The organism is Klebsiella sp. MISC125 (assembly GCF_051131775.1).
In the GTDB taxonomy this organism is placed as follows: domain Bacteria; phylum Pseudomonadota; class Gammaproteobacteria; order Enterobacterales; family Enterobacteriaceae; genus Klebsiella.
The window spans coordinates 5559714-5583842 of the sequence record NZ_CP180448.1; the positions used below are offsets into that span (position 1 = coordinate 5559714).

Here is a 24129-nt window from a genome sequence, read left to right on the forward strand (position 1 = left end):
AGGCTCCTGTTATTTACCGCTGAGCGAGTTGTGGATCAGTTCCAGCCAGTTCGGCACGGTCATATGGAAGGATTCAATCATCTTCATATCGAAGCCGCGGAAGAAGCCGCTCAAGACAAACAGCGCGACAATAGCGACCATCATCACCTTAGTGACGCGATGCCAACCGCTCTCTTCCACACCCTTACCAATCAGGATACCCAGCACCAGCCCCGGTACGGCGTTACCCATAATCAGCTGCGCCGCGCCGCCGAAAATCGTCGCCCAGAAGCCCGATTTCTTACCTGCATCAATCGCCGCCAGCCAGAAGATAACCGGCATCACGATGTTCACCAGCAGGTTTGCCGCCGGTACCAGCACTTTGACTGCAGTTACCTGCAGCGCTTCCGGTACTGAAGAGGCGGTCAGGTTAAGGAAGGTGACGACAATCATGCCGATGATGCCGCAGGAGATAGCCATCTTCCTCGGATCGTGCAGCGTTTCGCCGACGTTACGGTTTTTGATCATCAACGCCGCCGCGCCCCAGTTGGGAATAATGCGGTGATCGACGTCCTGAGTGAAGGAGCCTGCTGCGACGGAAGAAGCCCAGGCGTTAAAGAAGAAACCAAGGCCAAAAGAGAAGTGGGAAGCCGGATCGCCTTCACATGAATTCAGCTCGCCCAACGTACGAAATGCGCCCATCCCTTGCGTGGTGGGCGCATGAAACATACGTGCCGCTCCGGCGCCCACGCCGACGCCAACCAGGCCGCCGATGATGAGCGATTTTATTAAAATTATCAGGAACATAATCTGACCCTTTGGTAAAATCAGGTTTGCGTGACGAAATCCACTTTATCGAGATTAATGGCGGTCACGGTGACGGTGACGTTCAGCTCAACGCTGTAGGTCCGTCGTTCACGGCGCAGAAAGAAGAACAAGAACGCCTCTTTCCGTACCGCTTCTCGCGCATGAACAACCTCCACATCCTGTGGTTCAATACGCAGTAAGATGTGCGGCGACGTTTTCATTACCGCCGCCTGGACATGGTTCAGAGCATCGGCGAAAGCGCGTGTTTTGCTCTCGCCTTTGCCGGTAACGCTCACCGTGGTGGTGAATTGCTCTTTCATACTCACACGCCGTATTTCTTCTTCCAGGCTTCAACCAGGCGCTCGCCCAGCTCTTCTTTATCCATAAAGCCGAAGCCCAGAACGTTGTAACCTTCGTTGATAGCGGTGACGCCCTCATCAACGGAACGCATGCCATATTTTGCTTTGTAGCCGTGCTTATTCTGTGCGGTGATAGCCCCTGCTCCGCCGCTGCCGCAGAAGGAGATACCGAAAGTGGCGTTTTCGGCTTTCATCATGTCGCCCAGCTTCATATCCGCGGCGACGCCCGGTACCACAACGGCACGAGCCCCGGCTTTTTCCGCACCTGCGGCAACTTTTTGTCCTTTACCCAGGCGATCGCCAATGACTACGGTGATTTGTTCCATGTTTTGCTCCTTACAGGTTTTCTTTTGCGACTTCGAAGTGGACGGACAGCAGCCAGGCTTCTTCATCTGGCAGATTGCCGAATTGCGCGACCACTTCGCGGGCCAGCATCATTGAATCTTCTGAAATCTCTTCGAACAGGCTGGCATCCACGTCCGGCAGCGGCTCGCCGCTGATTGACCGATGGGCCATCGCCCGCACGTGGGAAGTCAGCATTTGCTCCTGAACGTCGTTGGGGACGATATTGCGGCGGCTTAACAGTGCGAAGACCTGCTGCAGCATCTCGTCGGCCAGCCTTTCGGTTAGCGTGGCCTGCTCCTCTGGGACGTGTGTTACCGCTCCGTTATTCACTTGAATTACCCCGTTGATGTCTCTGGGGATAACACTAATGCCAGGGGGAAAGAGTTTGTAGCGAGTTGTTTTCCACTTCGAAGTGGAAAGGAAGAAGGCAGGCGTGATCCATTTCACATAGTTATTGTGAATGTATTAATTTCAATGAATGCACGTGATGAATATCACAAGTTCATCGGTTTAAAAGTGGCTAAAACAGACGTGCAGGAAAAGTGAAAAATGTGATGGTGAAGGGTTTTTGGGGAATCCATCCGCTTGCGCGAGCTTTAAGAACAGGTTTGGGTTTGGTAGGCCGGGCAAGGCGTTAGCCGCCGCCCGGCAGAAATACCAACGATCTAAAGACGATTAACGGTACTTCTTGTGGTACTCATTGCGGGTGGTTTTAAACTCTTCCGCTGCGGCCTGGGCCTCTTTGACTTTGCCTTCGTCAGCCAGCTTCAGCGCGCCGTCGATCTGGCCGATTAGCACATCAAAACCGTGACGATAGTCTTTCATTTCCGCGCTGTCAGAAGCTTTACCTTCCAGCTTCGGCGGCGTCTCTTTCTGCGCGTCTACCGCCGCAGTACGCATCTTGTTCAGCGCGGTTTTCAGCTCACCGGCATCCGAGGTTTTTTGCACCACTTGCAGGTTCTCAGCAAGGGTATCCATGTCTTCGCCCAGATCGGCGAAAGCCGATGCCGAACCGAGCGCAAAAGCCGATACAGCCAGCATCGTTAATAGTTTTTTACGCATTGCTCACTTCCTTTTTTATTATTGACACACAGGTGTTATTGCCCGGCGATCTTCATCTCCGGCAGCAGCACGGAACCACACTGAATGTTGCTGCGCGTTTCGATATCGTCGCCGATGGTCACGATATTACGCCACATATCTTTCAGATTTCCTGCAATGGTGATCTCACTGACGGGATACTGAATTTCGCCGTTTTCTACCCAGAAGCCGGATGCGCCGCGTGAGTAGTCGCCGGTGACGCCGCTAACACCCTGCCCCATCAGCTCAGTCACCACAAGACCGGTGCCCATCTCTTTAAGCAACTTTTCAAAACTCAGGCCACGGCCGTTAATGCGCCAGTTGTGGATCCCGCCCGCGTGGCCGGTGCTCTTCAGCCCCAGCTTACGCGCGGAATAGTTGGTCAGTAGCCACTGGGTCAACACGCCATCTTTAATAATGTCGCGACGCTCTGTACGCACGCCTTCGCTATCAAACGGGGTGGAAGCCAGCCCTTTCAGCAGATGCGGATGCTCTTCAATCGTCAGCCAGTCCGGCAGGATTTGGCTACCCAGCGCATCGAGCAGGAAGGTGGATTTACGATAAACCGAGCCGCCGGCAATCGCTCCGACCAGGTGACCAAAAAGCCCGGTCGCCACTTCGTTGGCGAAAATGACCGGCGCTTTCATCGTCGACAGTTTACGCGGAGCCAGGCGCGATAGGGTGCGGCGGGCGCACTCCTCACCAACCCACTCCGGCGATTGTAAATCTTCAAGCGCCCGGCCGATGGTGTAGGCGTAATCGCGCTCCATGTCGCCGTTTTCTTCGGCAATCACGCAGCTGGAGAGTGAATGACGAGTTGAGCAGTAGCTTTGCAGCATGCCGTGGCTGTTGCCGAACACCTTAATGCCGTAGTGGCTGTTAAAGCTGCCGCCTTCGGTATTGCTGATGCGTTTATCCGCTTTCAATGCGACCTGCTCTGCACGAGAGGCCAGCTCAATCGCTTCGTCCGGGGAGACTTCCGCCGGGTGGAACAGATCGAGATCCGGAGCCTCAAAAGCCAGTAGTTCTTTATCCGCCACGCCTGCGAACGGGTCCGGTGAGGTATAGCGCGCGATATCCAGCGCCGCCTGTACCGTACGGGCAATGGCCTGCGGGCTGAGGTCGGTCGAGGAGGCGCTGCCTTTGCGATTCTGGTGATAAACGGTGATGCCCAGAGCACCATCGCTATTAAATTCTACGTTCTCCACTTCACCGTAGCGGGTGCTGACGCCAATGCCGGTGGTTTTGCTGACGGAGACTTCAGCCCCGTCGGATTTGCCTGCCGCCAGTTCCAGCGCCGTGGTCACGGCTTCTTCCAGCGTCTTACGCTGTTGTGCAACTTGAGAGATAACTTTCATTGCTAATGCCATAATGTAAGAAGGAGTTAACTGAAGTCTAACAGAGAACCATTTTTCAGTGCGCGCCTTAACTGGTAACATTAGCCTCTTTTTTAAGGAGCCTGAGATGACAAAGCAGCCCGAAGACTGGCTCGACGATGTCCCTGGTGATGACGTCGAAGATGAAGACGATGAAATTATCTGGGTCAGTAAAAGTGAAATTAAGCGCGACGCCGAAGAACTGAAGCGTCTTGGCGCGGAAATGGTAGAGCTTGGGAAAAACGCGCTGGATAAAATCCCGCTGGATACCGACCTGCGCGATGCCATTGAACTCGCCCAACGCATCAAGAAAGAAGGCCGCCGCCGCCAGATGCAGCTGATTGGCAAAATGCTGCGTAACCGCGATGTCGATCCGATTCGCCAGGCGCTGGATAAGCTAAAGAACCGCCACAACCAGCAGGTTGCGCTGTTCCACAAGCTCGAACAAATCCGCGATCGTCTGATTGATAATGGTGATGACGCCGTTGCTGAAGTGCTGAACCTGTGGCCGGACGCCGACCGTCAGCAGCTGCGTTCGCTTATTCGTAACGCCAAAAAAGAGAAAGAAGGCAATAAGCCGCCGAAGTCCGCGCGTCTTATCTTCCAGTATCTGCGTGAACTGGCCGAGAGCGAAGGCTAATTCCGAATGACTCCCCCGGATTAAGGTCTGTGCCTGATCCGGGCGACCAAACCGATCGTACATCTTTTAAAATCGGTTTTAATTTTTCATTTTCATTTAAGATCACTTCTTAATTTAACGTTTATTTCACAAAACCAGTTATCTTTTCCAGACAATCTCTCGATCCCTCTACGCTATCAGCGACTCCGCAATAAATTCAACAATCTGTTTTTATTCGATTAAATAAAAAAACCTTTCTTTAAAACGCTAACGTTACCAGCAGTTTGCTTATCTTTGATCCACCTCTCAAAACGATTTTTGTATTTCATTCATTATTATAATGAAAAATTAATTTCATTAACGCACAAAACAAGAAGTCATACGCAAGCGCACTCTGGCCAGTCAGTTCTGTTAATTAAAACCAGGCATCTGCAGTGGCGGAAGGTTTGGCGTCATTACAGTAAGGCACATGTTTTACTTAAGAGAATTCAATCCCTTATGGAGAAAACTTATGTCACTCACCACCAGTAATGATGACCTCGACGCGCTGGTCGCCCGGGTACGAAAGGCGCAGCAGGCGTATGCGAACTTTCCTCAGGAGAAAGTCGACAAAATATTCCGCGCTGCCGCTTTAGCCGCCGCTGATGCCCGCATTCCGCTGGCGAAAATGGCGGTCGCCGAGTCCGGCATGGGCATCGTGGAAGATAAAGTGATTAAAAACCACTTCGCGTCTGAATATATCTACAACGCTTATAAAGACGAAAAAACCTGCGGGGTTCTTGGCGAAGACGAAGCCTTTGGCACCATGACCATCGCCGAGCCCATTGGGCTAATCTGCGGGATTGTCCCCACCACCAATCCGACTTCTACCGCTATTTTTAAATCGCTAATTAGCCTGAAAACCCGTAACGGCATCGTCTTCTCGCCGCATCCGCGGGCGAAAAACGCCACCAACCGCGCGGCGGAAATTGTGCTGCGCGCCGCAGTCGAGGCCGGTGCGCCGCCGGACATTATTGGCTGGATTGATGAACCGACCGTGGATCTGTCTAACCGCCTGATGCACCACCCGGATATCAATCTGATCCTCGCCACCGGCGGACCGGGTATGGTGAAGGCCGCCTACAGCTCGGGTAAACCGGCAATTGGCGTCGGTGCAGGTAACACCCCGGTGGTCATTGATGAAACCGCTGATGTAAAACGCGCGGTGGCCTCCATCCTGATGTCCAAAACCTTCGATAACGGCGTGATCTGCGCCTCCGAACAGTCGGTGGTGGTGGTCGATACCGTCTATAACGCGGTGCGCGAGCGTTTCGCCAGCCACGGCGGCTACCTGTTACAGGGAAAAGAGCTGAAAGCGGTTCAGGGCATCCTGCTGAAAAACGGCGCGCTAAACGCGGCGATTGTCGGGCAATCGGCGGTTAAAATTGCCGAAATGGCCGGGATAAGCGTGCCTGCCGATACCAAAATCCTGATTGGCGAAGTTAAAGCTATCGACGACAGCGAGCCTTTTGCCCATGAAAAGCTCTCCCCGACGCTGGCCATGTATCGGGCGAAAGATTTCGCCGACGCCGTGGAGAAAGCGGTGAAGCTGGTCGATATGGGCGGCATCGGCCACACCTCCTGCCTCTATACCGACCAGGATAACCAGGCTGCGCGGGTGATGACCTTTGGCGAAAAAATGAAAACCGCGCGCATCCTGATTAACACCCCGACCTCCCACGGCGGCATTGGCGATCTCTATAACTTTAGTCTCGCGCCTTCCCTGACCCTGGGCTGCGGCTCCTGGGGCGGTAACTCTATCTCAGAAAACGTCGGGCCGAAGCATCTGATCAACAAGAAAACAGTGGCAAAGCGAGCTGAAAATATGCTGTGGCATAAACTTCCGAAATCCATCTATTTCCGCCGCGGCTCTCTGCCTATCGCGCTGGATGAAGTGATCACCGATGGCCATAAGCGCGCGCTGATCGTCACCGACCGCTTCCTGTTCAACAACGGCTACGCGGATCAGATCACCTCGGTGCTGAAAGCGGCGGGCGTCGAAACCGAAGTCTTCTTTGAAGTGGAAGCCGACCCGACGCTGACCATCGTGCGCAAAGGCGCAGAGCTGGCTAACGCCTTCAAGCCAGACGTCATCATCGCCCTGGGCGGCGGCTCGCCGATGGATGCGGCGAAAATCATGTGGGTGATGTACGAGCATCCGGAAACCCACTTCGAAGAGCTGGCGCTGCGCTTTATGGATATCCGCAAGCGTATCTACACCTTCCCGAAAATGGGCGTCAAAGCCCGGATGGTGGCGATCACCACCACTTCCGGTACCGGCTCCGAAGTCACGCCGTTTGCGGTGGTGACCGACGATGCCACCGGGCAGAAATATCCACTGGCGGACTACGCCCTGACCCCAGATATGGCGATTGTCGATGCTAACCTGGTGATGGATATGCCGAAGTCCCTGTGCGCCTTCGGCGGCCTGGATGCGGTGACCCACGCTATCGAAGCCTATGTTTCCGTGCTGGCCTCAGAGTTCTCCGATGGCCAGGCGCTACAGGCGCTGAAGCTGCTGAAAGCGTACCTGCCAGCTTCTTACCATGAAGGCTCGAAAAACCCGGTGGCCCGCGAGCGCGTCCATAATGCGGCAACCATCGCCGGGATCGCCTTTGCTAACGCCTTCCTCGGGGTGTGCCACTCCATGGCGCACAAACTGGGCTCGCAGTTCCACATTCCGCACGGTCTGGCGAATGCGCTGATGATCTGCAACGTCATTCGCTATAACGCCAACGATAACCCGACCAAGCAAACGGCTTTCAGCCAGTACGACCGTCCACAGGCCCGCCGTCGGTACGCAGAGATTGCCGATCATTTAGGCCTGAGCGCGCCGGGAGACCGCACCGCGGCGAAAATCGAGAAGCTGCTGGCGTGGCTGGAGAGCATCAAAGCCGAGCTGGGCATTCCGAAATCCATCCGCGAGGCGGGCGTGCAGGAAGCCGATTTCCTCGCCCACGTCGATAAGCTGTCCGAAGACGCCTTCGATGACCAGTGCACCGGCGCTAACCCACGCTATCCGCTGATTTCTGAATTAAAACAGCTGCTGTTAGACAGCTACTACGGAAATAAATACGAGGAAAAATTACCGGCCGCTGCCGCAGAAAAGCCCAGTAAAGCGGAGACTGTCGCGCAGAAATAATCAGTTAATCAACATTCAAAAGAGTGGCTGACCCGGCGGTAAGTGATTACCGCCGCTCAGAGCCAGATTTTAGAGAGAGTCGAAAGATATCATCATGGAGAAAAATATGACTACTGTACCAAGATTGAAATATTTCGTTGATGGTCAATGGCGCGTTTCGCAGACCGAACGCTATATGGACGTCTACAACCCAAGCACCGGCGAAGTCATGGCTCAGGCCCCATGCTGCACCGAACAAGAAGTGCTGGATGCCGTTGCTGCGGCCCGCAAAGCCTTCCCGGCGTGGTCAGATACTCCGGCGATTAAACGCTCGCAAATTATGTTCCGCGTTCGCGAATTATTAATGCAGCATCAAGAACGCTTAACCGAGCTGGTGGCAAAAGAAAACGGTAAAGCCTGGGGCGATGCCCAGGGCGACGTCTTAAAAGCCAAAGAAGGCACCGAGCTGGCTTGTTCTATCCCCACGCTGCTGGCGGGTGAAAACCTGATGGATGCTTCCGCCGGTATTGACACCAACCTGTACCGCGAACCGATTGGCGTGTTCGCTGGTATCGTGCCGTTTAACTTCCCGGCGATGATCCCGATGGGATGGATGGCGCCATTATGCGTCGCTTCCGGTAACACCATGGTCATTAAAGCCGCCAGTATGACGCCGATGACCTGTATGGAAATCACCAAACTCTATCAGGAAGCGGGCGTGCCGGATGGGGTTATCAACGTCGTGACCTGTTCGCGTAACGAAGCCGATATTCTGCTGACCCACCCGGATGTTAACGGCGTCTCCTTCGTCGGTTCCACCTCCGTGGGCCTGCACGTTTACTCCAAAGCCGCCGCCCATGGCAAACGCGTCCAGGCGCTGTGCGAAGCAAAAAACCACGCACTGGTGCTGGCTGACGCGCCGATTAACCGCACCGCCGCAGGGATTATCAACGCCGCCTTCGGCTGCGCGGGTGAACGCTGCATGGCGCTGCCGGTCGTCGTGGTGCAGGAAGAGATCGCCGATAAGCTGATTGCCGCCGTCGTCGAAAAAGCCAAACAGCTGAAAATCGGCCCCGGGTATCTGCACGATACCGATATGGGTCCGGTGATTTCCAAAGATCACAAACAGTCGGTTATCAACTGGATTAATAAAGGCATCGAAGAAGGCGCGAAGCTGGTGCTCGATGGTCGCAATACCACGGTGCCGGGTCTGGAAAAGGGCTTTTACGTTGGTCCAACCGTGCTGGATCATGTGACCGAAGAGATGGGCGTCGGGACCCAGGAAATCTTCGGGCCAGTGCTGTGCTTTAAACGGGTGAAAACCTTCGAAGAAGGTCTGAAGTTAATGAACAATAACCCGTTCGCCAACGGTTCAGTTATTTTCACCCAAAGCGGCTACTACGCGCGTGAGTTCCAGAAACGCACCCACGGCGGCATGGTGGGAATTAACGTTGGTATCCCGGTACCGGTTGGAGTGTTCCCGTTCTCAGGCCATAAACAGTCATTCTTCGGCGACCTGCACTGCCTGGGCAAAGACGGCGTGCGTTTCTATACCGAATCAAAATGCGTGACCTCGCGCTGGTTTGATGAAGAAGAAGCGAAACGTGAAAAAGTCGACTCCTGGGACGGTACGATTTAATCGGAAATATAAATATTATCCTAAATAATTCAAGTTGCCGGGAAACCAGCACACCAGTAGCTTGAAGTATGACTAGTATAGCTCCCTCCAGATATTGCCCCGGCAATATCTGGAGCATTAATAGGATTTTTTTACTCTGCACGTGTCGCTGAGTTTCAAATGACGAATGCACACTAAAAAAATCCTTAATATTAAATGGAGTTTCCTATGACCCAGGCCTTCTCAATTCCACGCAGTATTATTTATGGCGAAGATGCTTTAGAACATCTGTCGACGCTGAGCGGTAAAAAAGCCGCATTAGTCACCGGCGGAAGTTCAATGAAGCGTTTTGGTTTTCTGGATAAAGCCATCGGCGAACTAAATAAAGCAGGTATGGAATGCATTGTTATCGATAATGTCGAGCCCAACCCGTCCATTAAGACCGTCTGGCGCGGCGCAAAAGAGATGCTGGCGTTCGAACCGGACTGGATTGTGGCGATTGGCGGCGGCTCCGCGCTGGATGCCGCCAAGGTGATGTGGTGTTTCTATGAGCACCCAGAGCTGAAGTTTGAAGACATTATCCCCGTCGGCTCCATGCCGCCGCTGCGCAACAAAGCCCGGTTTGTGGCCATCCCCTCCACCAGCGGCAGCGCCTCTGAAATCACTGCATTCTCGGTGATTACCGATACGGCGAACCATATCAAGTACCCCATTGTTGCCGCCGACCTGGTGCCGGATATCGCCATTCTTGACCCCACAATTCCGGCCAAAATGCCGCCGCACGTTACCGCTCATACCGGGATGGACGTCATGACCCATGCGCTCGAAGCTTATGTGTCCACTGCAGCCAACTCGTTTACCGATCCCTATGCCATCGAGGCCATTCGTCTGGTGTTTGAGCATCTGGAAACCGCATACCGCTCACCTGATGATTTAAACGCGCGTATGCATATGCATAATGCCTCTGCGCTGGCGGGGATTGCCTTTACTAACGCATCATTAGGGTTAGTGCATTCGATGGCGCATAAAATAGGTGGTGAATTTGGAATTACCCATGGCCTGGCGAACGCCATTATGTTGCCTTATATCATCCAATATAATGCGAAGTTCACTAAAAAATATCGCCAGCTGGAAGAGGCCTTAGGAATAAATAATTTGATTGAGGCGCTCAATGAGCTGAATAAGCGTCTGGGCATTCCGAAAACGTTAAGTCAATGTGATGAAGTTGAGATCAATGAAGTCACCTTCGTTAATGTACTCGACAGAATGAGCGGTAATGCCGTTGACGATCCGTGCACGTTAACTAACCCTAATTATCCTTCAGTTCAGGATGTGAAGGGGTTATATACCAAAGCATTTTACGGCGCATGATGCTCATCGCACCCGTTTTTTAAGCTAAAAAGTCGTTAAAGAAGGCCGCATGGGTAACCAGATCCCCTGCGGCCTTCTTGTTTCTGTAAGCATATAACATTCAACGCAAAACCAAAGCTGAATCGTTAAAGCTAAAATTGATTAAATTCACATATTTTTTAGTAACAACACATTGTTGTTACCGATTAAAGCGATCAATTCCTCATTTACAAACATGAAATAGCGTGTTTTCTCACCAGGTGAGGCACTTCACATTTTCATCATCCACTTGCCACTAAATTCCTTACATCAGCAACACAATCGATTCAGCAAAAGGAATGAAAAATGAAAAAGACATTAGCTTTGACAGCAATTGCGATGCTTATCTCTGCGCCAGCCATGGCTAAAACGTGGGTGCTGACAAGCGCTGAAAGCGGCATGGATAAAGGAAATTGGCAGATAACCAGCGACCAGCTGAAGATTAAAGATCATCATTTCAGCATTGAGCAAAAAGTCCTTCACGGCGGTAAACAAGAAGGCAGCAAAATCCTTGTGATCCAGAGTAAAGACGGCCTGACTATCACTCTAAGCCCAACTCGCGGCATGAACTTGCTGAAAATCGAAGGATTCGGTTCACGAATGGGTTGGGATTCGCCGGTGAAAGAGGTAGTCAACCCGGCCTTTATTAACCTCGAAAGCCGCAACGGTCTGGGATGGCTGGAAGGTTTCAATGAGATGATGGTGCGCTGCGGCTACGAATGGACCGGTCACCCGGTGACTGCTGATGGGCAGATTTATACCCTGCATGGCAAAGTCGGTAATACGCCCGCCTCACAGGTGGAAGTTGAAGTGGCAGATACCGCGCCGTATGAAATCCGCATTCGCGGACTGGTGAAAGAGAGCACTTTCAAGAAAGCAGATTTGCAGACCATGACCGAGCTGCGCTATGTGCCCGGCAGCAACAGCTTCAGCCTGCATGATGTGTTAACCAACCATGCCGACTATCCGCATGACTATCAAATTATCTACCACAGCAACTTCGGCAAACCGATTCTCGAAGAGGGTGCCCGCTTCCTGGCACCGATCGCCAGCATCAGTCCGTTCAATGATTATGCCAAAGCCGGTTTAAAAACGTGGCAAACCTACGCAGGCCCGACTAAAGATTTCGATGAAATGGTGTTTAATATGCAGCCGTTAGCGGACGAGAATCACCAGACGCTAGCTGCAGTGGTCAATAAAGCCGGAGATAAAGGGGCATCGATTCAGTTTGATACCCGCCAGCTGCCGGTGCTGACGCTGTGGAAAAACACCGATACCGAGAAACAGGGCTACGTTACCGGTATTGAGCCGGGCACCAGCTACGCCTATCCGGTAACCATTGAGCGTGAACAGAAACGCGTTAAGCAGCTTCAGCCTGGGGCCAGCACCCAATTTGACCTGACCTATACGCTGCTGCACAGTAGCGAGCAGGTGGCCGACGTTGAGAAGAAAATTGCGGCGATTCAGGGCGATACCAAAGTGGCAGAAAACGAAACGCCGATCGCGAAGGAGTAGCGCTGTTTCCCGGAGGCGGTGCTATGCATCTCTCCGGGCTACCGGTCCGCAGACGGTGATGCACCTGTAGCCCGGGCAGGCGCTTTGCGCCGCCCCCGGGGCAGAGTGGCTGAATTCCCGGAGGCGATGCTGCGCATCTGTCCGGGCTACAGAACTACAGAACCTTGAACACACCAACCTGATCCATGACCACCTGACGCAAACCCTGCGCAAAGCGCTGATACTGCGCCTCATCAATCGGCTGCGGATAACTCAACACAATCAGCTCATGATCGGCTATCCCTTGATGATAGGTCGGGTGGCTATGTGACCAGGTATTCGCGTAAAAGCCCATCGTTTCATAGAAGCGCAGGCGCTTGTGGGCTATCTCGCTGGTCAGCGGATCAATTTCCAGAATAGTTAGCGGTTCACGTTTGAGGATTTCAGCCAATAGCTGCTTGCCGTAGCCGCGCGAGCGCAGCGTATCGTCAATAGCCAGATGCTCAATATAGCTGTAATCGGCAAAACGCCAGCAACCGCTCAGCCCGATAAACAACGCGTCGTCAAACCAGGCTTCCAGCACATAATTCTGATTGTGAAGCGCCTGCAGTTTAGCATCGGCTTCACGTTGTTCATGCCACGGAAACGCCCGACAGTACAACGCATCGAGCGCGGGAAAATGAGCGGAATTGGGGGAGGTCACTCTTTCAGAGATCAACATGACGGCTCCTGGTCACAAAAGACAGCTGCCCTCGCGTGGAGGGCAGCCAAACGAAGAGTATTGCTTACTCGGTCGCGGCGGCTTTTTGAGCCAGTTTATCCAGCAGCTTCTGATGGATACCGCCAAAACCGCCGTTACTCATCACCAGGATGTGGTCACCCGGATGCGCCGTTTTGACAATCATATCCACCAGCGTATCAACATCAGCGCTCCAGTGAGCAGGCTGTATGCAGGCCTCGGCAACTTCAGCCACCAGCCACGGAATATGCTGTGGCTGCAGCAGGAAGACTTCATCTGCACGCCCGAGAGACGGCGCCAGATCGTCTTTGCTAAGCCCCATCTTCATCGTGTTGGAACGTGGCTCAAGCACGGCAAGAATACGCGCAGTGCCGCCGACCTTGCCGCGTAATGCCTGCAGGGTCGCCAGAATCGCCGTCGGATGGTGGGCAAAGTCGTCATATACGGTAACGCCGTTGGCTTCGCCGCGCAGCTCCAGACGACGACGGGCATTGATAAAGCTGCCCAACGCATTGGCCGCGTCAGCAGGCAGCACGCCCACATGACGGGCGGCGGCAATCGCCATCAGGCCGTTATGCATATTATGCTCTCCGACCAGCTCCCATTTCACTTCACCGACTTTCTCGCCGTCCAACCACACTTCCCATGAGGAAGCATCGGTGGTGAGTTTTTTCGCCTGCCAGTGGCCCTGCTCGCCGACCAGCTCCTGCTCGCTCCAGCAGCCCATCGCCATCGTCTGTTTTAGATTGATGTCATTTTCCGGCAGGATAATCTTGCCTTTGCCCGGCACGATTCGCACCAGGTGATGGAACTGTTTCTGAATCGCTTTCAGGTCGTCAAAAATATCCGCATGATCAAACTCAAGGTTGTTGAGAATCAGCGTGCGCGGGCAGTAATGAACAAACTTGGAGCGTTTATCAAAGAAAGCGCAGTCGTATTCATCGGCTTCAATCACGAAGAATGGGCTGTCGCCAAGTCGCGCGGAAACATCAAAGTTACCCGGTACGCCGCCGATGACAAATCCCGGCTTATAGCCGCAGACTTCGAGGATCCAGGTCGCCATTCCGGCAGTGGTGGTTTTTCCGTGCGTCCCGGCTACCGCCAGCACCCAGCGATCGCGCAGCACGAAATCGTGCAGCCACTGCGGCCCGGACATGTACGGAATGTTGTTTTCCAGCACCGCTTCCACGCATGGATTTCCTCGCGTCATCGCGTTACCGATGATCACCAGATCCGGCTGAGGATCCAGCTGGCTGGCATCATATCCTTGAATTAACTCAATTCCTTGATTTTCCAGCAGGGTACTCATTGGCGGATAAACGTTCGCATCCGACCCCGTTACCTCATGACCGAGGGAACGCGCCAGCATCGCCAGCCCCCCCATAAACGTGCCACAGATTCCTAAAATATGAATGCGCATTCGTCATTTCCTTCTCTTATCTGAAGCACAGTTTACCGGGATGTGGGGGGGGAAAGAAATGCATTTCAGGCGAATCCGTATTTTGCTGGCGCGATTCACCTGTGCGAGATTTTTTTATTCTTTGTTAAGATTGTTGCGTTCGTTTTACTTCACATAAACATGCAGGGAACGGGTTATGAAAACGTTAGGTGAATTTATTGTCGAAAAGCAGCACGAATTCTCTCACGCGACTGGCGAGCTGACTTCGTTATTATCGGCAATAAAGTTAGGCGCCAAGATCATCCACCGCGATATCAACAAGGCCGGTCTGGTCGATATCCTGGGTGCCAGCGGTGCTGAAAACGTTCAGGGCGAGGTGCAGCAAAAACTCGACCTGTTTGCTAATGAAAAATTAAAAGCAGCACTGAAAGCACGCGATATTGTCGCCGGGATCGCCTCCGAAGAAGAAGATGAAATCGTCGTCTTTGAAGGGTGTGAACACGCTAAATACGTGGTACTGATGGACCCTCTGGATGGTTCCTCTAACATCGACGTTAACGTCTCCGTCGGAACGATTTTCTCTATCTACCGCCGCGTCACGCCGGTAGGTACGCCTGTTACCGAAGAAGATTTTCTGCAACCGGGCAGCAAACAGGTCGCGGCAGGCTATGTGGTTTATGGTTCATCGACCATGTTGGTCTATACCACCGGCTGCGGCGTTCACGCCTTCACCTATGACCCGTCTCTTGGCGTCTTCTGCCTGTCCCAGGAGCGCATGCGCTTCCCGGAAAAGGGCAACACCTACTCCATCAACGAAGGCAACTACATCAAGTTCCCGATGGGTGTGAAGAAGTACATTAAATATTGCCAGGAAGAAGATATCGGCACCCAGCGCCCGTATACCTCGCGCTATATCGGCTCTCTGGTGGCGGATTTCCACCGCAACCTGCTCAAAGGCGGCATCTATCTCTACCCAAGCACCGCCAGCCACCCGGACGGTAAGCTACGTCTGCTGTACGAATGCAACCCGATGGCGTTCCTTGCAGAACAGGCGGGCGGCAAGGCCAGCGACGGTAAAGAGCGCATTCTGGATATCATCCCGGAAAGCCTGCACCAGCGCCGTTCCTTCTTCGTCGGCAACAACCATATGGTTGAAGACGTTGAGAACTTAATTAAAGAGTTCCCGGACGCGTAATCAGCTCGAAGATACCCCTCTCCCCCGTGGGGAGAGGGGTAGCCCCAAATCACGCCACGCTATAGCGCTGAATCAATGTCTGCAACGTATTCTTCAGCACTGCGCTGCGCGCCTCCCCCAACTCACTTAGTACGCTCTCTTCAAAGCGCGCCGCCTCGGTGTTCAGCTCGCGCACCAGCCGACGCCCTTCCTCCGTCACCGTCACCCAACTCTGCCGCCGATCGCCGCTCTGGCTTTCACAGCGCTCCACCTGTTGCTGTTTCTCCAGCCGATGCAGTAGTCGGGTAATGGTCGGCTGCTTGCTCACCGTTTTTAACGCCAGCTCGCTGACGCTGGTTGGCCCATTGCCTTCCAGCACCGACAGCACGCGCCACTCCAGCACCGAGAAGCCGCGCGCCTCCACTACCGTGTGGAACTCCGATGACACCACCAGCCACGCTTGCCCCAGCAGCGCCGGTAAATAGCTGTTAATGAATGTCGGTGAGCCTGACATCGGTACCTCCTGCGGTTAATAGCGCCCGGACAGCAGCGAACCAAAGCCCGGCACCCTGGTATCCAGGCGCAGACGGTTGAGCATCATCCATGTAGTGGCGACGGACGACGAGATCACCGGCAGTCCCACGCGATCCTCAATCAGTTGGATAGAGGGCAGCGACGGCATCTGAACACAGGCCGAGGCGACAATCGCATCAACATTGGTATTGAGCTTTTTAGTCAGCTCAACCGGTGCCAGCGGATTCTGGCGGCCTACTTCGAGGTTATCGGGGATCTCCAGCGACAGGCTATCCACCACTTCGATCCCTTCATTTTCAATGTAGTCGATCACCAGTTGCGTCAGCGGCTTCATATACGGCGTGAGGATCGATACCCGCTTCGCGCCGATCGCCTGTAGCCCTTCCACTAGCGCGCCCGCGCTGGTAATCACTGGCGACGGATGACCGTTTTCCACGGTCCGCGCGTGCAGACGCTCTTCGGAAATGCGGTGGTAGCCTTTACCCATACTCATGATGGCCACCAGGCACGCGTAGCCCAGCACGTCCACAGCGGCGTCGGACAGTTCCAGCGCGCAGCGATCGCTGTCCGCGTCCATCGCCGACAATTCCTCTTTCGATACCTTCTTCATGCGCATCCGGCTGGAGTGGAAGGTAAAACGCTCCGGGGCAATCGCCTCTCTGGCGCGCAGGATCGCCGGGATCTCCGTCTCCATGGTGGTGTTCGACGACGGTACAATCTGGCCAATACGGAAATGACGTGGGGTCTGCATCAGTTTTGCTCCTGGAACGGCTCCGCCGCTTCATTCTGACCGCTAAAATCCAGTGAACTCTCAACGGAATCATGGAAAGTCGCCGCGTTCTGGGCGCGACGGTTAACCTGCAAATCGAAAATATCGAAACGGTTATAGTGGCCGGTGATGTCGTGCATCTGCCGCGGCTGAATACAGCGGTTGAGGTCAATCTCGGCGTAGACGATGCCCTCTTTATCAATCAGCGGTTCGTCCACTACGCGTCCGTCCGGGCCAATCACCCCGGAGAAGGCACTATTCGGCCGCGCCAGCAGTTCACGCGCTTCGGGATGGGTTTGCGCCATTGCCTCAACGATCTCTTCGCTAACGGTCGAACAAGCGATCACTGTAAACACCTTGCCCTCAAAGCAGTGCGCCGAGGCGCGCAGGCGAATAGCCTCCGCCATGTCGTAATCCTTCGGCGCCACCGGCAGCGCGATATAGCTGGCCACGTGTACCAGTTCGCCCTGCGCCAGCAGCGAAAAACGCGCCAGCGTGTTGGTGTTCTCGCCGCAGGCCAGCGCCCCCAGCGGGCCGATGCTGGTTTTGTGCACTCGCAGCGACGACGCGTCGCCGTTGGCCCACGTCAGTTTTTCCGCCCAGGTCGGCACCAGTTTGCGATGGCGGCCAATAATTTTGCCTTCGTCGTTGATGGTCACCAGCGTGTTATAGAGCGTGGCGATACTCTGCGGATGGCGTTCGTTGACGCCAATCACTACGTTCACCTTATGGCGTGCGGCGGCCTGGGCGATTTTACGAATCTCCGGCCCGGGTACTTCAATCGCGCTACGGCACAGCTTTTCAAACCACGGGCTTCCTTCCACCGGGTTCATCACCCAGCTCCAGTACGGATAACCGGCGATAAACACTTCCGGGAAGGCCACCAGCTTCGCGCCGTTGCTTGCCGCTTCGGCAATCAGGCAGCAGGCTTTATCAACGGTGGCGTCAGTGTCGAGAAACACCGGCGAGGCCTGTACGGCTGCGGCGGTAAATTTGGCTAATTCCAGCATCATTCGTTCTCCTCTTACACCGCCACAACCGGGTGGCGCAGCTTGCCGATAAACTCCACTTCGGCGTCAATCACATCGCCCGGCCAGACCCACTCCTGCGGGCTGCGGCCCGCGCCAACGCCTTCCGGCGTGCCGGTGGCGATAATGTCGCCCGGCTCGAGGGTGATCCCTTTGCTGATGTCGGCAATCAGCGTTGGTACTTTGAACAGCATGTGGCAGGTGTTGGAGCTTTGTTTGGTGACGCCGTTCACGCGCAGGCTGAGGTTGAGATTGTGCGGATCCGGAATCTCATCAGCGGTGACAATACACGGCCCGAACGGCGCATAGGTGTCCTGACCTTTTGAGTAGATCCACTGTCCGGCGCGGCGGCAGTCGCGGGCGCTCATGTCGATCATCAGGCTGTAGCCGAAGACATAGTTCAGCGCCTGCGCTTCGCTAACGCGTTTGGCGCGCGAGCCGATAATCACCGCCAGCTCAACTTCCCAGTCCAACTGCTGGGTGATCTGCGCGTTGTGTTCAATGGCATCATCCGGACCAATCACCGAGGTCGGCGGCTTGGAGAAAATCACCGGCTCTTTCGGCAGATCTTTGGAGGTGTCCAGCGTGCGGCTGGACTCCGCCACGTGCTCAACATAGTTCAGGCCGATGCCGAAGATGTTTTTGCGCGGACGCGGGATCGGCGCCAGCACTTTCACGTTGACCAGCGGCTGAGCACAGCCGACCGGCCAGTTGCCCTCACAGGCGTTCAGCAGTTCCGTGCCTGCTGCCACCGCCGACGGACCAAGGTCGATGAAATCCAGCATGTTGTCCGGTAGCGACTGGCTGCGGTACTGCGCCAGCCTGGCTAAATCCACCACATAATCCCCGACGATTGCGCCCAGACGGGACGCGGCGTTGACGTTGCTACGGTAGGTAATCAGGCGCATTATTTTTTCTCCTCAGACACTATTTTTTGCTGACCATCGTTGTCCAGCAGCGCGTCCTCGTAATAGAGGCTGAGCGACTGCATCACGGGCAAGTCGTTGAAACAGAAAAGGCACGCATCGTCGGTTTGCGACAGGTTGACGTGCTCATGGAAGGCCCAGGACGGCACGCAGAAAATATCGCGCTCCTGCCAGTCAAAGCGCTGCCCGTCGATAATCGAGTAGCCTTTACCCTTCGCCACCTGGTACATAAAGCTGCCGGTATGGCGGTGCGCCTTGCCGACAAATCCGGGCCGCAGGCGCTGCATACTGGCGCCGATGGTCGGCATCACATGGCCACCGGTCACCGGGTTGGTGTAGTGCATCAGTACATCGTCAAACGGCGAGCCGTCGCTAACCTTCGCCGCACGGCACAGCGCTTCGTAAGTTGGTTGCCACTGATACTTAAACAGCGGCGAATAGGGTTTATCCCAACCGACGTTGTGCGGGCGCAGCGCGGCGGCGGCCCACAGCGCCACGCGGTCATCAACCGGCGCGGTGACCTGCTGATGCATATCCGGGTGTACCTTGTAGAACCCGGCCTCCATCGCGTTAACCAGCGGAATATCCAGCCCGTCCTGCCAGATACACTGCAGGCCGTCGGCTTCTACACCGTGTTCGTGCCAGGTGCCGTTCGGCGTCAGCACAAAGTCGTTGGCCTCCAGCGGCATCTTGTGACCGTCGACGATGGTGTAAGCCCCGCGCCCTTCCATAATGAAGCGGAGCGCCGATGAAGAGTGCGCGTGCGCCGACGCCGCTTCGCCGGGGTGCATCACCTGGAGGCCGGAGTAGAGCCAACCCACCGCCGCCGCCACGTCCTGACGGCCAGGGTTATTCAGATAAATGACGCGACGCCCGGCTTTCTCCGGGGTCACCAGCTCCACCGAACGCAGCACGTGCTCGCGCAGATCCTGGTAGCGCCACAGCACCGGTACGGAAGCGGATTTCGGCTGCCATGGTTCGATTTTGTTCGCCACCGTCCACAGCGCGCCGGTTTTCAGCTCCGAGAGTTGCTGGTAGTAGGCCACCAGCTCCGGGGTATCTTCTACGTCCGCGCGACCGGCGGTGCTTTCACGAAAGTCGTCATATTTCATGCTGATTTCTCCTGTGGATGTAACGCGCGCTGCAACAAATCGCGGCCATAGCGATAGGCCGGATGCCAGGCCACCTGATTCCAACCATAGCGGGCGCATTCGCGCTGTAACCAGTTGGCATCCGCCAGCGCAGGGCGGCCAATGGCGCACAGATCGGCACGCCCGGAAGCGATAATGCTGTTCACCTGATCCGCATCGCTAATCGCGCCCACCGCCATGGTGGCAACGCCGCCTTCATTGCGCAGACGGTCGGCCATCGGCGTCTGGAACATACGGCCATACACCGGTTTTTGATCGACAGAAACTTCGCCGGAGGAGCAGGTGATCATGTCCACGCCCGCTTCGCGCAAACGGCGGGCTATCTCTACCGCCTCGTCCACCGTAGTCCCCCCTTCCACCCAGTCGGTCGCGGAGATACGTACCGAAATCGGTAAATGCTGCGGCCACACTTCCCGTACCGCGCGAAACACCGCCAGAGGGAAGCGCAGACGGTTTTCCAGCGAACCGCCGTATTCATCCTGGCGCTGGTTGGTTAACGGCGAGATGAAACTGGAGAGCAGCACACCGTGCGCCGCCTGAATTTCCAGCCAGTCAAACCCGGCTTTGGCGGCACGACGAGCGGCATCGGCAAACTCAGTAATAACCGTTTCCAACTGTTCCGCCGTCGCCTCCGCCGGCACCTGAGACACGCCAGGACGGTACGGCAGCGGCGACGCGGAAATTAGCGGCCAGTTGCCCTGCGCCAGCGGGTGATCCGGCTTCTCATCCCCACGCTGGGTGGAACCGCGACGCCCGGAGTGCCCCAGCTGTACACCAATGCTGGCACCGCTGTTTTGATGGACAAAATCGGTCACCTGCCGCCAGGTAAGCACCTGTTCGTCGTTCCACAGCCCCGGACAACCGGGTGTGATGCGCCCCTGCGGCGACACGGCGGTCATTTCGGTCATGACCAGCCCCGCCCCGCCGACGGCACGGCTGCCCAGATGCATCAGGTGGAACATGCCCGGCACGCCCTCTTTCGCCTGGTACAGCAGCACCGGCGAAATCACGGTGCGGTTTTTCAGCGTCACGCCGCGTACCTGATATGGCGTGAGGATCGGCGGTACGCCCGGCGCTTTCGCCAACCACTGCTCGTATTGATTTAACCACTGCGGATCGCGCAGTCGCAGGTTCTCGTGAGAGATACGCTGGGAGCGGGTCAGCAGCGAGTAGGCAAACTGCTGCGGGGCAAAATTTTCGTAGCGGGCGACGTTCTCAAACCACTCGGTGGAGTTACGTGCCGCGTTCTGGATTTTCAGCACCTCGACGCTACGCACCGCCTGATAGTGGTCGAGGCCGCGACGCAGGTCGCCGCTGGTGTGCTGTAAGCTGTTAGCCAGTTCGATAGCATCTTCCAGCGCTAACTTTGTGCCGGAACCAATTGAGAAGTGGGCGGTGTGAGCAGCATCGCCCATCAGCACCAGCGGTACTGGCTTCTTCTGATGTTCAATCCAGTGCACCCAGTTCTCGCAAATCACCCGCGGGAAACGGATCCAGATCGCCGCGCCTCGCAGGTGGGCTGCGTTGGCCATCAGCGGCTGGCCGTCCAGCCACGGGGCGAATAGCTTCTCGCAGTAAGCAATGCCCTCTTCCTGACTCATCTCATCCAACCCGGCGGCCTTCCACGTCTCTTCGGTGGTTTCGATAATAAAGGTCGATAACCCCGGCTCGAACTGGTAGGTATGTACCTGGAACCAGCCGTGCGGCGATTCGGCGAATAAAAAGGTAAAAGCTTCAAATACTTTGCGCGTGCCCAGCCAGACAAAACGACACTGACGGTTGTCGATATCCGGCTGAAACTGCTGCTGATAGCGGCTGCGAATACGGCTGTGAATGCCATCGGAGGCGATCACCAGATCCGCCTGATAACGCGCCACCAACGCTTCTTCATCTTCCACCAGGGTGTCGAACACCAGTTCAACACCGAGCGACTGACAGCGCTCCTGCAAAATGTTGAGCAGCTTTTTGCGGCCAATACCGATAAAGCCGTGACCGCCACTACGGTTCACCGAATCCTTAAAGTGGATTTCGATATCGTCCCAGCGGTTGAACTGCCGGGCAATCTGCTCGGCGCTCACCGGGTCGGCCTGGCGCAAATTTTCCAGCGTGGCGTCGGAGAACACCACGCCCCAGCCGAAGGTGTCGTACGGGCGGTTACGCTCCACCACCACGATGTTGTTGGCAGGGTTTTGCAGCTTCATCAGTAGGGCAAAGTAAAGCCCCGCCGGACCGCCGCCGATACACACAATGTTCATAGACTCTCTCCTGATGATTGCAACGCGGCCAGCAGCTCCGCCGGGATATCGATAGAACGATGGGTTTCAAGGGAGGTAGTCACCAGCGTCTGGGTAACCTGCATGCGCAGCTCGCCTTCAAGGCTGGTGCAGTTCAGCGCCAGCTTCAGCGAGCGCGAACCAATGTGAATCACTTCCAGATGGAGAATGACGTCGTCGCCCATACGGCTGACGGCTTTAAAATCTGCTTCCAGGTGCACCGTCGGCATGCCGAAGCGGCGCTCGCCGATAAAACCGGCAAAACCATACGGCAGCAGCGAATCAACCCACGCTTCCAGCAGGTTGTTGAACATCACGAAATATTGCGGATAGAAAACAATCCCCGCCGGATCGCACTCGGCAAAGCGAATGCGGTGCGGCTGGGTAAAGGTTGTAGCACTCATAAAAGCTCCTTAGTTCAGCGCCAGGCGCACCTGGCACTCGCGCAACTTATCGCCATGTTCATCCGCCAGCGCCGCATCGCGCAGCTCGCGCAAAGTGGCGGGCGGCAGACGACAATCGTGGCGCTCCACAATGCCGATTAACGTCTGGTAGTTACGTAACCCGCGGGCGTGGGTATCGCCGTAGCCTTTCACCAGCCGCTGGCACTGCACGATTTCCAGCGCCAGCGCCGGGTTGAACGCCGCCGCGCGGATAACGTACTGCAGCCATTCGTCAATACGCGCCGTTTCCAGCTGGTAGCGCAGGGTCAGGCGACGCCCGCGACGCCAGCGCGCCAGCGTCCACAGCAGCAGGTAGCCACGCAGCGAACTGGTGGTTACCACGCGTCCTTTGCGTGTGGCATTGCTCAACAGCCGCTGACAAAAGCCCGGCTGTTGCAGCCAGCGCCCCAGCCCGGTGGGCAGGGTTTCGCAGATCTCTTCCAGCCGTGGGTGCATGTATTCGTTGATACTCAGATGTTGGTTTTCCTGCAGCTTCACGTCGCTGCGGATACGCTCAAAGCGGCTACCGCGAATCTTCAGGTCCGCCACGCGAATGGTGTCTTCCCACGACATCCACAGCGCCAGATGACGCGCGGCCTCACGCAGCAGCAGCTCATCGTTACCGCCGGGCGCAGCGGTCAGCGAGGCCAGACGATCGAGATAGTTCAGCGCGTAGGCCACGTCCTGGTAATCCAACAGGCGGCGCACGCCTTCAATGGCAGTCGGCTGTGCGCTTTCCGGCAGTTCCTGATGGATGCGCGTCAGCAACGCCGCCACTTTCTCATTGGAAGGCTGAGGCGCCTGAGTGGTGACCACTGCCGGTTCCGCCTCTTCCAGACGGGTGTTCATCACCCCCTGGGCGAAGGCGACAAGGCTGGTTTTCACCCCTACGCCGCCGCGAGTAATGGTTTCTTCAAACTGCTGCTGGTTGAACGGCAGCACGCCAGAACCGCACAGCGCGCCAAAGAGTACGGCGCTAATCACGCTGCGGCTCTCTTCCGCCGTTTTCGCCATGTCGAAGCGGATAAATTTGCGCGCGGCCCTGCTGGCGTGGTCGATCAACGTGGTGTTATTCACACGACCGTCGCCCATCGCCGTTTTTTCACCAATGGAGTAAACGCGGTGGGTGGAGGCGATCAGCGTGGTGCGCTGCTGCGTCACTAACCCGCGCTGCACCGCGCGCCCGGCTTCCATCAGCTCGGAGGCCAGCACCACGTCTACGTCGCCCGGCATCGGCATCAACGCCAGCACCGGCGGTTTATCCAGCTCGTGCAGGCCGGGAAACAACTCGACGTAATAAATGGTGGAGCCGGTACGTTGCGCCACGCCCGGTACCGAGGTGGTCTGGGCGAAATAGCCGTTCTCTTCGCCCAGGTTGACAATCCAGTCGGCGAGCACGCCGCCCCCTTCCCCGCCCATCGCCAGAATGGCGATTTTGATGGGCTGTACTTTCGGCATCTGAGTGCT

The 24129-nt window shown here is 55.7% G+C and carries 22 protein-coding genes; 6 read left to right on the forward strand and 16 right to left on the reverse strand.

Annotation, left to right across the window (positions count from 1 at the left end; genetic code table 11):
* Positions 1-9: 9 nt before the first annotated feature.
* The 6 genes from ACMYSL_RS26015 to pmbA form a co-directional block, all read right to left on the reverse strand.
* On the reverse strand, positions 10-786 hold the full coding sequence (locus ACMYSL_RS26015) for a DUF4311 domain-containing protein (protein ID WP_112216248.1): 777 nt from the start codon (positions 784-786) through the stop codon (positions 10-12).
* A 20-nt stretch (positions 787-806) separates the two neighbouring features.
* Positions 807-1106, reverse strand: coding sequence for a DUF4312 family protein (locus tag ACMYSL_RS26020; RefSeq protein WP_004108982.1), 300 nt, complete (start codon positions 1104-1106; stop codon positions 807-809).
* Between the two features lie 2 nt (positions 1107-1108).
* Complete coding sequence (locus ACMYSL_RS26025; protein ID WP_110276583.1) at positions 1109-1471, reverse strand: SFCGS family glycine-rich protein; 363 nt, start codon at positions 1469-1471, stop codon at positions 1109-1111.
* 10 nt (positions 1472-1481) lie between these two features.
* Complete coding sequence (locus tag ACMYSL_RS26030) at positions 1482-1820, reverse strand: glycine dehydrogenase (RefSeq protein WP_110276582.1); 339 nt, start codon at positions 1818-1820, stop codon at positions 1482-1484.
* Positions 1821-2165: 345 nt separating this feature from the next.
* Positions 2166-2552 (reverse strand): cytochrome b562, encoded by a 387-nt coding sequence (cybC, locus tag ACMYSL_RS26035; RefSeq protein ID WP_182235848.1) that lies wholly within the window; start codon positions 2550-2552, stop codon positions 2166-2168.
* A 35-nt stretch (positions 2553-2587) separates the two neighbouring features.
* Positions 2588-3940, reverse strand: coding sequence for a metalloprotease PmbA (gene pmbA, locus ACMYSL_RS26040; RefSeq protein ID WP_304255439.1), 1353 nt, complete (start codon positions 3938-3940; stop codon positions 2588-2590).
* A 94-nt stretch (positions 3941-4034) separates the two neighbouring features.
* Between pmbA and yjgA the strand changes: the two genes are divergently transcribed.
* The 5 genes from yjgA to ACMYSL_RS26065 all read left to right on the forward strand — a co-directional run bounded on the left by yjgA (position 4035) and on the right by ACMYSL_RS26065 (position 12247).
* Entirely contained in the window at positions 4035-4586 is a 552-nt protein-coding gene (gene yjgA / locus ACMYSL_RS26045) for a ribosome biogenesis factor YjgA (protein ID WP_110276580.1), read from the forward strand.
* A 490-nt stretch (positions 4587-5076) separates the two neighbouring features.
* Positions 5077-7746, forward strand: a complete 2670-nt coding sequence (gene adhE / locus ACMYSL_RS26050; RefSeq protein ID WP_434660440.1) for a bifunctional acetaldehyde-CoA/alcohol dehydrogenase — start codon at positions 5077-5079, stop codon at positions 7744-7746.
* A 106-nt stretch (positions 7747-7852) separates the two neighbouring features.
* Positions 7853-9364, forward strand: a complete 1512-nt coding sequence (locus tag ACMYSL_RS26055) for a CoA-acylating methylmalonate-semialdehyde dehydrogenase (protein ID WP_434660441.1) — start codon at positions 7853-7855, stop codon at positions 9362-9364.
* 207 nt (positions 9365-9571) lie between these two features.
* Positions 9572-10714 (forward strand): iron-containing alcohol dehydrogenase, encoded by a 1143-nt coding sequence (locus ACMYSL_RS26060; RefSeq protein WP_304255434.1) that lies wholly within the window; start codon positions 9572-9574, stop codon positions 10712-10714.
* Positions 10715-11038: 324 nt separating this feature from the next.
* Positions 11039-12247, forward strand: a complete 1209-nt coding sequence (locus ACMYSL_RS26065) for an aldose 1-epimerase family protein (protein ID WP_434660442.1) — start codon at positions 11039-11041, stop codon at positions 12245-12247.
* A 154-nt stretch (positions 12248-12401) separates the two neighbouring features.
* Here ACMYSL_RS26065 and ACMYSL_RS26070 read toward each other — a convergent pair whose 3' ends face one another.
* Positions 12402-12947 (reverse strand): GNAT family N-acetyltransferase, encoded by a 546-nt coding sequence (locus ACMYSL_RS26070; RefSeq protein ID WP_434660444.1) that lies wholly within the window; start codon positions 12945-12947, stop codon positions 12402-12404.
* Between the two features lie 64 nt (positions 12948-13011).
* Positions 13012-14385, reverse strand: coding sequence for a UDP-N-acetylmuramate:L-alanyl-gamma-D-glutamyl-meso-diaminopimelate ligase (gene mpl / locus ACMYSL_RS26075; RefSeq protein WP_434660446.1), 1374 nt, complete (start codon positions 14383-14385; stop codon positions 13012-13014).
* A 175-nt stretch (positions 14386-14560) separates the two neighbouring features.
* On the opposite strand from mpl, the gene fbp reads away from it, so the two are divergent.
* Positions 14561-15559, forward strand: coding sequence for a class 1 fructose-bisphosphatase (fbp, locus tag ACMYSL_RS26080; protein WP_110274397.1), 999 nt, complete (start codon positions 14561-14563; stop codon positions 15557-15559).
* 49 nt (positions 15560-15608) lie between these two features.
* On the opposite strand, the gene ACMYSL_RS26085 is transcribed toward fbp, so the two are convergent.
* The 8 genes from ACMYSL_RS26085 to ACMYSL_RS26120 are packed head-to-tail and all read right to left on the reverse strand — an operon-like array spanning position 15609 to position 24120.
* Positions 15609-16052 (reverse strand): MarR family winged helix-turn-helix transcriptional regulator, encoded by a 444-nt coding sequence (locus tag ACMYSL_RS26085; RefSeq protein ID WP_110274398.1) that lies wholly within the window; start codon positions 16050-16052, stop codon positions 15609-15611.
* 15 nt (positions 16053-16067) lie between these two features.
* Complete coding sequence (locus tag ACMYSL_RS26090) at positions 16068-16823, reverse strand: maleate cis-trans isomerase family protein (protein ID WP_434660447.1); 756 nt, start codon at positions 16821-16823, stop codon at positions 16068-16070.
* Positions 16823-17854: a carbon-nitrogen hydrolase family protein gene (locus tag ACMYSL_RS26095; RefSeq protein ID WP_434660448.1), complete on the reverse strand. Its 1032-nt coding sequence runs from the start codon at positions 17852-17854 to the stop codon at positions 16823-16825. The genes ACMYSL_RS26090 and ACMYSL_RS26095 overlap by 1 nt, the downstream gene beginning before the upstream one ends.
* An 11-nt stretch (positions 17855-17865) precedes the next feature.
* A complete protein-coding gene (locus ACMYSL_RS26100) occupies positions 17866-18777 on the reverse strand; it encodes a fumarylacetoacetate hydrolase family protein (protein ID WP_434660450.1) in 912 nt (303 codons plus the stop codon).
* Entirely contained in the window at positions 18777-19907 is a 1131-nt protein-coding gene (locus ACMYSL_RS26105) for a cupin domain-containing protein (RefSeq protein ID WP_434660451.1), read from the reverse strand. Before ACMYSL_RS26105 ends, ACMYSL_RS26100 begins: the two co-directional genes overlap by 1 nt.
* Positions 19904-22201, reverse strand: coding sequence for a bifunctional salicylyl-CoA 5-hydroxylase/oxidoreductase (locus ACMYSL_RS26110; protein ID WP_434660453.1), 2298 nt, complete (start codon positions 22199-22201; stop codon positions 19904-19906). The genes ACMYSL_RS26105 and ACMYSL_RS26110 overlap by 4 nt, the downstream gene beginning before the upstream one ends.
* Positions 22198-22623, reverse strand: coding sequence for an acyl-CoA thioesterase (locus ACMYSL_RS26115; RefSeq protein ID WP_182235824.1), 426 nt, complete (start codon positions 22621-22623; stop codon positions 22198-22200). Before ACMYSL_RS26115 ends, ACMYSL_RS26110 begins: the two co-directional genes overlap by 4 nt.
* 9 nt (positions 22624-22632) lie before the next feature.
* Positions 22633-24120, reverse strand: a complete 1488-nt coding sequence (locus ACMYSL_RS26120) for an indolepyruvate oxidoreductase subunit beta family protein (protein WP_434660455.1) — start codon at positions 24118-24120, stop codon at positions 22633-22635.
* Positions 24121-24129: the final 9 nt, after the last annotated feature.

Bases quoted from the DNA above. Each gene is read 5' to 3' on its own strand.
- ACMYSL_RS26015 (WP_112216248.1), bottom strand. From the start codon at position 786: ATGTTCCTGATAATTTTAATAAAATCGCTCATCATCGGCGGCCTGGTT.
- ACMYSL_RS26020 (WP_004108982.1), bottom strand. From the start codon at position 1,106: ATGAAAGAGCAATTCACCACCACGGTGAGCGTTACCGGCAAAGGCGAG.
- ACMYSL_RS26025 (WP_110276583.1), bottom strand. From the start codon at position 1,471: ATGGAACAAATCACCGTAGTCATTGGCGATCGCCTGGGTAAAGGACAA.
- cybC (WP_182235848.1), bottom strand. From the start codon at position 2,552: ATGCGTAAAAAACTATTAACGATGCTGGCTGTATCGGCTTTTGCGCTC.
- pmbA (WP_304255439.1), bottom strand. From the start codon at position 3,940: ATGGCATTAGCAATGAAAGTTATCTCTCAAGTTGCACAACAGCGTAAG.
- yjgA (WP_110276580.1), top strand. From the start codon at position 4,035: ATGACAAAGCAGCCCGAAGACTGGCTCGACGATGTCCCTGGTGATGAC.
- adhE (WP_434660440.1), top strand. From the start codon at position 5,077: ATGTCACTCACCACCAGTAATGATGACCTCGACGCGCTGGTCGCCCGG.
- ACMYSL_RS26055 (WP_434660441.1), top strand. From the start codon at position 7,853: ATGACTACTGTACCAAGATTGAAATATTTCGTTGATGGTCAATGGCGC.
- ACMYSL_RS26060 (WP_304255434.1), top strand. From the start codon at position 9,572: ATGACCCAGGCCTTCTCAATTCCACGCAGTATTATTTATGGCGAAGAT.
- ACMYSL_RS26065 (WP_434660442.1), top strand. From the start codon at position 11,039: ATGAAAAAGACATTAGCTTTGACAGCAATTGCGATGCTTATCTCTGCG.
- ACMYSL_RS26070 (WP_434660444.1), bottom strand. From the start codon at position 12,947: ATGTTGATCTCTGAAAGAGTGACCTCCCCCAATTCCGCTCATTTTCCC.
- mpl (WP_434660446.1), bottom strand. From the start codon at position 14,385: ATGCGCATTCATATTTTAGGAATCTGTGGCACGTTTATGGGGGGGCTG.
- fbp (WP_110274397.1), top strand. From the start codon at position 14,561: ATGAAAACGTTAGGTGAATTTATTGTCGAAAAGCAGCACGAATTCTCT.
- ACMYSL_RS26085 (WP_110274398.1), bottom strand. From the start codon at position 16,052: ATGTCAGGCTCACCGACATTCATTAACAGCTATTTACCGGCGCTGCTG.
- ACMYSL_RS26090 (WP_434660447.1), bottom strand. From the start codon at position 16,823: ATGCAGACCCCACGTCATTTCCGTATTGGCCAGATTGTACCGTCGTCG.
- ACMYSL_RS26095 (WP_434660448.1), bottom strand. From the start codon at position 17,854: ATGATGCTGGAATTAGCCAAATTTACCGCCGCAGCCGTACAGGCCTCG.
- ACMYSL_RS26100 (WP_434660450.1), bottom strand. From the start codon at position 18,777: ATGCGCCTGATTACCTACCGTAGCAACGTCAACGCCGCGTCCCGTCTG.
- ACMYSL_RS26105 (WP_434660451.1), bottom strand. From the start codon at position 19,907: ATGAAATATGACGACTTTCGTGAAAGCACCGCCGGTCGCGCGGACGTA.
- ACMYSL_RS26110 (WP_434660453.1), bottom strand. From the start codon at position 22,201: ATGAACATTGTGTGTATCGGCGGCGGTCCGGCGGGGCTTTACTTTGCC.
- ACMYSL_RS26115 (WP_182235824.1), bottom strand. From the start codon at position 22,623: ATGAGTGCTACAACCTTTACCCAGCCGCACCGCATTCGCTTTGCCGAG.
- ACMYSL_RS26120 (WP_434660455.1), bottom strand. From the start codon at position 24,120: ATGCCGAAAGTACAGCCCATCAAAATCGCCATTCTGGCGATGGGCGGG.